Consider the following 8,985-nt stretch of genomic DNA (forward strand, 5'->3'; position numbering starts at 1 on the left):
GAGACGACGCATGGGGAACTCCGGTAGCGGGGGACTGCCAAAAGGAATAGCATGTCGCCCCGCAGCTGCCAGTCACGATTGCTTGCCCGGCGCAGTCCCGCTAGGCTGGAGTCATGTTTAGCATAGAACACGATTATGACGCGACCGTTGTCACCCTTGTCGATGAAGGGGGCGCGCCGCTGCGCGAGGATGTGATCATCAATGCCTTTGATGATTGCGTGACCCTGACCCAATATGACCCGCGCAGCGACAGCGATGTGCGGATCACCATGTCCATGACGCAATTGCGCGATCTGCAGGCAGCCCTTGATCTGCCCGAAGGGATTTACCGGCTGCGCAAGGCATGAAGCCTGACCGACGGGTCTGCGGCAGAGGAATTTCAGGATAAAAGGGCGTGATATGGCGACAGGGTTTTTCTGGGATGAGCGGTGTTTCTGGCATGCAGGCGGCAATTACGCTGGTATGTTGCCGGTCGGCGGGCTGGTGCAGCCGCTTGATGGCGGTCTGCCGGAAAGCCCTGAGACCAAGCGGCGGCTGAAGAACCTGATCGAAGTGACCGGACTGGCGCGTGATCTGGCGATGCGTGGCGCAGAGATGGCCAGCCGCGAGGATCTGCTGCGGGTCCATCCCGCGCATTATCTGGACCGGTTCAAGGCGCTGTCGGATGCCGGTGGCGGCGAGCTGGGACGCCGCACGCCTTTTGGCCCCGGCGGCTATGAGATCGCGGCGCTGTCGGCGGGGCTGGCCAAGGCCGCGCTTTTCGCGGTGTTGCAGGGCGATCTGGACACTGCCTATGCCCTGTCGCGTCCCCCCGGCCATCATTGTCTGCCGGATTACCCCAACGGGTTTTGCCTGCTGAATAATATCGGTATCGCGGTGGAGGCAGCGCGCGCAGCAGGGTTGGCGCGACGTTTCGCCGTGCTGGACTGGGACGTGCATCACGGCAACGGGACAGAGGCGGTATTTTACGACCGCGCCGATGTGCTGACGCTGTCGATCCATCAGGACCGGAATTATCCAATGGATACGGGCGGTGTAGCGGATCGTGGCACAGGTGCCGGACTTGGGTACAACCGGAACGTCCCCCTGCCCCCCGGCACCGGGCATAAGGGCTATCTGGCCGCGATGGAGCGTTTGGTCCTGCCTGCGATCCGCGATTTCGCGCCTGATGTGCTGATCATCGCCTGTGGCTATGATGCGGCGGCCATTGATCCTTTGGGTCGGATGCTTGCCACTGCGGATACCTTTGCGATGATGACGCGGCAGGTCATGGACCTGAGCCGTGATATCTGTGGCGGGCGGTTGGTGATGGTCCATGAAGGCGGCTATTCGGAAACCTATGTGCCGTTCTGCGGCCATGCCGTGTTGCAGGAAATGTCAGGCAGCACTGTTTACGCCGCCGACCCGTTTGATCAGGTGTTCCCGTTGCGCCAGCCCGATGCCCGGTTCGATGCCTATCTGGACGAGGTTCTGTCGGATCTGATTGCCCAACAAGAAAAGACGCGCCCTGCGCGGGCGCGTCCATCCTGATCAGATCAGTTTATCGGTAAAATCCGGATCAGGTGTCCAGAGCTTCTACCACTGGAAGATCGTCATTGCCGGTGCAGACGATTTCGACGTCGGCCAGCGTGGTTTCAGCGAGCGATCCACCATCGGACAATGCGATGATCTCGCTCAGCATGGTTTCCTGTTCGATTTGCTCCATCGCGAGGAATTCGGAACACGTCACCTCGTCAGCACCCGTCAGGGTCTGCGCAGAAACTGCACCAGCAGCAAAGGTCAGGGCGAAGGCGGTTGTTGCAAAAATCTTTTTCATAGGTTTTCTCCGTCTTGTTTTGGTGTGCGTCATGCACAGCTGACCGACTAACGGCCAGAATTGCGAACCGTTCCAAAACGGGTGATCACGAAAGCATCAAGAAAAGTTTATCCCTGTCTTTCGTTTTCCCGCTGGCAGAAACTGCGCGCGCACTAGCGGTTGCTCCGTCCGCCGCGACGCCATATCTGTAGATCAACAGATACCGGAGCCCCCATGCCCAGCCCAAATCCCGAAGCCTTTGCCTTTTTATTGTCGCGCCGGTCACGCCCGGCCAAGACCCTGACCGCCCCCGTGCCGGATCGCGCCGTGCTGGAAACCTTGTTGACCGCCGCTGCGCGCAGCCCGGACCATGGCAAGCTGGAACCTTGGCGCTTTATCGTTCTGACCAAGCCCGCGCTTGTTCGTCTGGCGGGGCTGGTCGCGCAGCGCGGGGCGGCCTTGCAGCTTGACGCGGACAAGATCACCAAGGCGCAGGATCAATACGCCTCCGCGGACCTGGCCGTGGCGGTGGTCAGCAGCCCCAAGCCATCCGACAAGGTGCCGGAGATCGAACAAGTCTATTCCGCCGGTGCCGTCTGTCTGGCATTGCTGAATGCGGCGCTTGCCGCAGGCTGGGGCGCGAATTGGTTGTCGGGTTGGGCCAGTCATGACAGGGATTTCATTCGCGACGGGCTGGGTCTGGCCGATCATGAAAGCATTGCGGGTTTCATCCATCTGGGGACAGAAACCAGCGCGCCACCCGACCGCCCGCGCCCCGATCTGGCGGCGATCACCACTTGGGTGAACACGTGATCCTGTCGTCCTTTCTGCTGGCGCTGGGGCAGATGTCCGACAGCCGGTTCCGCAGCGTTCTGTGGCGCGGCATCGGCCTGACCATCGCGCTGCTGGTGGCGATCTACGCCGGCGTCCTGTGGTTGATCGAGGTTCTGACGGCGGAACCTGTCACCCTGCCCGGCGTCGGCCCTGTGACATGGATCGGTGACCTGCTGAGCTGGGGATCACTGGGGGTGATGATCCTGCTATCGGTGTTTCTGATGGTGCCTGTCGCGTCCGCCATCACGTCGCTGTTTCTGGACGAGGTCGCCGAAGCGGTCGAGGATAAACATTACCCCGACCTGCCCACCATGCCTGGCGTCAGCTTTGGCGAAGGGCTGCGCGATACCGTGAACTTTCTGGGTGTGTTGATCGGGGCCAATCTGCTGGCGCTGATCATCTATGCGATGCTGCCCTTTGCGGCCCTGTTCATCTTTTATGCGCTGAACGGGTTCCTGCTGGGGCGGGAGTATTTCCAGCTTGCCGCCATGCGCCGGATCGGGCGGCAGGCCGCAAAAGAGATGCGCAAGAAACATCAGGCCACGATCTGGCTGGCTGGCTGTCTGATGGCCGTGCCGCTGTCATTTCCCTTTGTGAACCTTGTGATCCCGGTGTTGGGGGCTGCGACCTTTACCCATCTGTTCCACAGGCTCAATCGCCGCTAATCGCCGGCGGACCCATGCGGTTGAACATATCGATGTCGCGCACACTGATGGCCCCGGACAGGATCACACCTGCGATGACGCACCAGATCGGCACCGCCCACAATGTGGTGATCCGTGCCTTGCGCCCCACCTGCGCATCCGCCGGGGCGGAAGAATGCGTCCCGGGCACAACCTCGCCCGCGTCGCCCTGGCTGACCATGCGCAGCGGCAGGACGATGAAAAACACCATTGACCAGATCACCATGAACAGAACGATACCTGATGTAATACCCAAATTCTTTCCTTTCGAGACTGTCTGTCAGATACGCCGATTTCAGACCTGTTCAAGCTCGATCAGGCATCCGTTGAAATCCTTGGGGTGCAGGAACAGCACAGGTTTGCCATGCGCGCCGATCTTGGGGTCGCCGCCGCCCAGCACCCGCGCGCCCTGCGCCAGCAGATGGTCGCGGGCGATCAGGATATCATCCACCTCGTAGCAGATGTGGTGAATGCCGCCCGACGGGTTCTTGTCGAGAAACCCCTGAATGGGAGAGTTTTCGCCCAAAGGGTACAGCAATTCAATTTTGGTATTCGGCAAGGTGATGAAGACCACCGTGACCCCATGATCCGGTTCATCCTGCGGCGGGCCGACATCGGCACCCAGCATCTGGCGGTATTGATCGCTGGCCGCCGCAAGGTCCGGCACGGCGATGGCGACATGGTTCAAACGTCCGATCATGGCGATCCCTTCCTGTTCCAGGACCTTTATGTCGCAGCCCTGACAGGCCCGCAACGTGCGTTGTTCTTAAGGTTCTGTTCACTTTGGGCTGCTCAAACTGCGGGGCAACCCACAAAAGGACGAATCGCCATGGACATTACAGACGATATTCTCGTGACGCAGGCCCCCACCGCCACGCGTCCTTTACTGGGTCTGACCGTGCTATTGGTCGAAGACAGCCGTTTCGCAAGCGAGGCTGTGCGCCTGCTCTGCCTGCGGTCAGGCGCGCGGATCAGGCGGGCGGACAGCCTGCAAACCGCCGCGCGGCATCTGGCGGTCTATCGCCCCTCTGTCGCCCTGATCGATCTGGGCCTGCCGGACGGGTCGGGGCTTGACCTGATCCGCTGTCTGGCTGCTGCCACCCCGCCTGTTCCCGTCGTGCTGGGTATCAGCGGCGATGCGGGCGCAGGGGATGCCGTCATGGCGGCGGGCGCGCATGGGTTCATCGAAAAGCCTTTTGGCAATCTGGCGACCTTTCAGGCCGCGATCCTGCAACATCTGCCTGCCAGCAGACAGCCACGCGGGCCAAGGCAGATCACAGATGAACAGGTGGCGCCCGACCGGATCGCCTATCACGATGATCTGGTCCATGTCGTGCATTTGCTGGAACAGAACGATGGTGACACGGCCCTGCCCTATGTCACCCAGTTTCTGGGCGGCGTGGCGCGCAGCGCGCATGACCACGATATGGGCGACGCCGTCAGGGCCGTGGCGCAATCCTGTCGGCAGCGCCACGGCCTGCAACCCAAACTCAACGCGCTGTCGCGGCTGGTGCAACAGCGCATTGCTGCGGCTGGGTCGGGTTAGCTTTCCGGCGGCAGGACGCGCAGGCGCAATTCGCGCAATTGTTCGTTCATCGGCTCTGACGGTGCGCCCATCATCAGGTCTTCGGCGCGCTGGTTCATCGGGAACATGATGACTTCGCGAATGTTGGACGCATTGGCCAGCAACATGACGATCCGGTCGATGCCAGCGGCACAACCACCGTGGGGCGGTGCGCCATATTGGAAGGCGTTGACCATGCCGCCGAACCGCTTGCGGACTTCATCCTCGCCATAACCGGCTATCTCGAACGCCTTGAACATGATCTCGGGCTTGTGGTTCCGGATCGCGCCCGACACCAGTTCATAGCCGTTGCAGGCCAGATCATACTGATAGCCGCGCACATCCAGCGGATCGCCCTGCAACGCCTCCATCCCGCCTTGCGGCATGGAGAACGGGTTGTGTTCAAAATCGATCTTGCCGGTTTCCGCATCCTTTTCATAGATCGGGAAATCCACGATCCACGCGAATGCGAACCGGTCCTGATCCGTCAGCCCCAGTTCATCGCCGATGACGGTGCGGGCACGCCCGGCCACCGCCTCGAACGCCTTGGGCTTGCCGCCAAGGAAGAACGCGGCATCGCCAAGGCCAAGGCCCAGTTGCTGGCGGATCGCCTCGGTCCGTTCCGGCCCGATGTTCTTGGCCAGGGGGCCGGCGGCTTCCAGCCCCTCGCCCTGATCGCGCCAGAAGATATACCCCATACCGGGCAGACCTTCTTTCTGGGCAAAAGCGTTCATGCGGTCACAAAACTTGCGTGACCCCCCGGTTGGTGCAGGAATGGCACGGATTTCGGTGCCGTCCTGTTCCAACAGCTTGGCAAAAATCGCAAAGCCAGAGTCGCGGAAATGGTCGGACACAACCTGCATCCTGATCGGGTTGCGCAGGTCGGGCTTGTCGGTGCCGTACCACAGGGCAGCATCCTTGTAGGAAATCTGCTCCCATGTCTGGTCCACTTTGCGCCCCGCGCCGAATTCCTCGAAAATCCCGCCGATCACCGGCTGGATCGTGTCGAACACATCCTGTTGGGTGACAAAGGACATTTCCAGATCAAGCTGGTAGAAATCGGTGGGCGAGCGGTCCGCGCGCGGGTCTTCATCGCGGAAACAAGGCGCGATCTGGAAATACTTATCGTAACCGCTTACCATGATCAGCTGCTTGAACTGCTGCGGCGCCTGCGGCAGCGCATAGAATTTACCCGGATGCAGGCGCGACGGCACCAGAAAATCGCGCGCGCCTTCGGGGCTGGATGCGGTGATGATCGGCGTCTGGTATTCGCGGAATCCCTTGTCCCACATCCGCCGCCGCATCGATGCCACAACATCCGAGCGCAGTTTCATGTTGCTCTGCATCGCGTCGCGGCGCAGGTCGAGATAGCGGTATTTCAGGCGCGTTTCCTCAGGATATTCCTGATCGCCGAAGACCATCAGCGGCAATTCCTTGGCCGCGCCCAGCACCTCGACCTCGCGGATGAAGACCTCGATCTCTCCGGTGGGCAGTTTGGGGTTCACCAGCGCAGCATCGCGCGCCTTCACCTCACCATCGATGCGGATGCAATATTCCGACCGCAGCTTTTCGATATCGGCAAAGGCCGCGGAATCAGGGTCACATAACACCTGCGTGATCCCGTAATGATCGCGCAGATCGATGAACAGGATACCGCCGTGATCGCGCACCCGATTGACCCAACCGGACAAACGCACGGTTTTGCCGACATCGGCGGCGGTCAGATCGGCACAGGTATGGCTGCGATAGGCGTGCATGGAATGGTCCTTTGGCGAAAATACGGGCAGGCCCGATACACCCCTTTGCCCGGCCCATGTCAACCATTGCTTCGCTTTGTCCAGAATACACCCGTCGGCGGCGTCAAAATCCCCTGATTTTGACTTTGCAGCCGTTCCGCCACGCTAAGCCTTGCACCTGCGCGCGCCATCCCTATAACCCACGACAATTTGCACATCAGGGGGCAGGGCGATGCCAAAGCGGACCGACATCAAATCCATCATGATCATCGGCGCGGGGCCTATCATCATCGGGCAGGCCTGCGAGTTTGATTATTCCGGCGCACAGGCCTGCAAGGCCCTGCGCGAAGAAGGCTATCGCGTCATCCTCGTCAACTCCAACCCGGCCACGATCATGACCGATCCGGGGCTGGCCGACGCCACCTATATCGAACCGATCACACCTGAGATTGTCGCCAAGATCATCGAAAAGGAACGCCCCGACGCGCTGTTGCCGACGATGGGCGGGCAGACCGGGCTGAACACTTCGCTGGCGCTGGCCGATATGGGCGTGCTCGAAAAATTCGGGGTCGAGATGATCGGCGCCAAGCGCGAAGCCATCGAGATGGCCGAAGACCGCAAGCTGTTCCGCGAGGCGATGGACAGGCTCGGAATCGAAAACCCCAAGGCCACGATCATCACCGCGCCCAAGGGCGATAATGGCAAACGCGATATCAAGGCCGGTCTGCAACTGGCCATCGACGCCATCGAATATGTCGGTCTGCCCGCGATCATCCGCCCCGCCTTTACCCTTGGCGGCACGGGCGGCGGCGTGGCCTACAACCGTGAACAATATGAATATTATTGCCGCACCGGCATGGAAGCATCTCCTGTGGGTCAGATTCTGGTCGATGAATCCCTGCTCGGCTGGAAAGAGTTCGAGATGGAGGTCGTGCGCGACAAGGCCGACAACGCGATCATCGTCTGTGCCATCGAAAACGTCGATCCGATGGGCGTGCATACCGGCGACAGTATCACCGTCGCCCCTGCCCTGACCCTGACCGACAAGGAATACCAGATCATGCGCAACGGCAGCATTGCCGTGCTGCGCGAAATCGGCGTCGAAACCGGCGGGTCGAACGTGCAATGGGCGATCAACCCCGCCGATGGCCGCATGGTGGTGATCGAGATGAATCCGCGGGTATCGCGATCATCGGCGCTGGCGTCCAAGGCCACGGGTTTCCCGATTGCCAAGATCGCGGCGAAACTCGCCGTGGGCTATACGCTGGATGAGTTGGACAACGACATCACCGGCGTGACACCTGCGTCGTTCGAGCCGACGATTGATTATGTCGTCACCAAAATCCCGCGTTTCGCATTCGAGAAATTCGCAGGGTCCGAACCGCACCTGACCACCGCGATGAAATCCGTGGGCGAGGCGATGGCGATTGGCCGCACCTTCCACGAATCGATGCAAAAGGCGCTGGCGTCGCTGGAAACCGGCCTGACCGGGTTCGATGAAATCGCGATCACCGGCGCACCCGACGCTGCCGCGATCACCAAGGCTCTGGCCAAACAGACCCCCGACCGTATCCGCGTGATCGCGCAAGCCATGCGCCATGGCATGTCGGATGATGACATCCATGCGGTGACGAAGTTCGACCCGTGGTTCCTGGCCCGCATCCGCGAAATCATCGACGCCGAGGCCGAGATTCGCAAATCCGGCCTGCCGGTGACCGAAGACGGCCTGCGCAAGATCAAGATGATGGGCTTCACCGATGCCCGCCTTGCCACCCTGACTGGCCGGACCGAAGACAACGTGCGCCGCGCCCGCCACAACCTTGGCGTCACGGCGGTGTTCAAGCGCATCGACACCTGCGGCGCCGAATTCGAGGCGCAGACGCCCTATATGTATTCGACCTACGAAAACCCGGTGATGGGCGATGTGGAATGCGAGGCGCGTCCGTCGGATCGCAAGAAGGTGGTCATTCTGGGCGGCGGTCCGAACCGGATCGGCCAAGGGATCGAGTTCGATTACTGCTGCTGCCACGCCTGCTATGCCCTGACTGATCAGGGCTATGAAACCATCATGATCAACTGCAACCCCGAAACGGTCAGCACGGATTATGACACATCGGACCGGCTGTATTTCGAGCCGCTGACGTTCGAGCATGTGATGGAGATCCTGCGGGTCGAACAGGAAAACGGTGTGCTGCACGGTGTGATCGTGCAATTCGGCGGCCAGACGCCGCTGAAGCTCGCCAATGCGCTGTATGATGCGGGCATCCCGATCCTCGGCACGACGCCTGACGCGATTGACTTGGCAGAAGACCGCGAACGTTTCCAGCAGCTTGTGCAGAAACTGGGCCTGAAACAGCCCGTCAACGGCATCGC

Annotated in this window: 10 protein-coding genes; 6 read left to right on the forward strand and 4 right to left on the reverse strand. The window is 60.9% G+C overall.

The window, feature by feature from the left end; translation table 11 throughout:
• The first annotated feature begins 113 nt into the window (after nt 1-113).
• Nucleotides 114-347, forward strand: coding sequence for a hypothetical protein (locus ACK4TM_RS15830; protein WP_409703011.1), 234 nt, complete (start codon nt 114-116; stop codon nt 345-347).
• A gap of 52 nt (nt 348-399) precedes the next feature.
• Nucleotides 400-1,530, forward strand: coding sequence for a class II histone deacetylase (locus ACK4TM_RS15835; protein ID WP_409703013.1), 1,131 nt, complete (start codon nt 400-402; stop codon nt 1,528-1,530).
• A gap of 28 nt (nt 1,531-1,558) precedes the next feature.
• Here ACK4TM_RS15835 and ACK4TM_RS15840 read toward each other — a convergent pair whose 3' ends face one another.
• Entirely contained in the window at nt 1,559-1,816 is a 258-nt protein-coding gene (locus ACK4TM_RS15840; protein WP_409703015.1) for a hypothetical protein, read from the reverse strand.
• A 213-nt stretch (nt 1,817-2,029) separates the two neighbouring features.
• On the opposite strand from ACK4TM_RS15840, the gene ACK4TM_RS15845 reads away from it, so the two are divergent.
• Nucleotides 2,030-2,608 (forward strand): nitroreductase, encoded by a 579-nt coding sequence (locus tag ACK4TM_RS15845; protein WP_409703017.1) that lies wholly within the window; start codon nt 2,030-2,032, stop codon nt 2,606-2,608.
• A complete protein-coding gene (locus ACK4TM_RS15850; RefSeq protein WP_409703029.1) occupies nt 2,605-3,294 on the forward strand; it encodes an EI24 domain-containing protein in 690 nt (229 codons plus the stop codon). Before ACK4TM_RS15845 ends, ACK4TM_RS15850 begins: the two co-directional genes overlap by 4 nt.
• Here ACK4TM_RS15850 and ACK4TM_RS15855 read toward each other — a convergent pair.
• Both ACK4TM_RS15855 and mce read right to left on the reverse strand, forming a co-directional pair.
• A complete protein-coding gene (locus ACK4TM_RS15855; RefSeq protein WP_409703019.1) occupies nt 3,281-3,568 on the reverse strand; it encodes a DUF1467 family protein in 288 nt (95 codons plus the stop codon). The two genes, ACK4TM_RS15850 and ACK4TM_RS15855, sit on opposite strands and share 14 nt — an antisense overlap.
• A gap of 39 nt (nt 3,569-3,607) precedes the next feature.
• Nucleotides 3,608-4,012, reverse strand: a complete 405-nt coding sequence (mce, locus tag ACK4TM_RS15860) for a methylmalonyl-CoA epimerase (RefSeq protein ID WP_409703021.1) — start codon at nt 4,010-4,012, stop codon at nt 3,608-3,610.
• A 129-nt stretch (nt 4,013-4,141) separates the two neighbouring features.
• On the opposite strand from mce, the gene ACK4TM_RS15865 reads away from it, so the two are divergent.
• Complete coding sequence (locus tag ACK4TM_RS15865) at nt 4,142-4,858, forward strand: response regulator (RefSeq protein WP_409703023.1); 717 nt, start codon at nt 4,142-4,144, stop codon at nt 4,856-4,858.
• Here ACK4TM_RS15865 and aspS read toward each other — a convergent pair.
• Nucleotides 4,855-6,633, reverse strand: a complete 1,779-nt coding sequence (gene aspS / locus ACK4TM_RS15870) for an aspartate--tRNA ligase (protein ID WP_409703025.1) — start codon at nt 6,631-6,633, stop codon at nt 4,855-4,857. The genes ACK4TM_RS15865 and aspS overlap by 4 nt on opposite strands.
• Nucleotides 6,634-6,844: 211 nt before the next feature.
• On the opposite strand from aspS, the gene carB reads away from it, so the two are divergent.
• A partial coding sequence (gene carB, locus ACK4TM_RS15875; protein WP_409703027.1) for a carbamoyl-phosphate synthase large subunit occupies nt 6,845-8,985 on the forward strand: 2,141 nt, incomplete at its 3' end.

The organism is Yoonia sp. (assembly GCF_046292185.1).
Lineage (GTDB): Bacteria > Pseudomonadota > Alphaproteobacteria > Rhodobacterales > Rhodobacteraceae > Yoonia.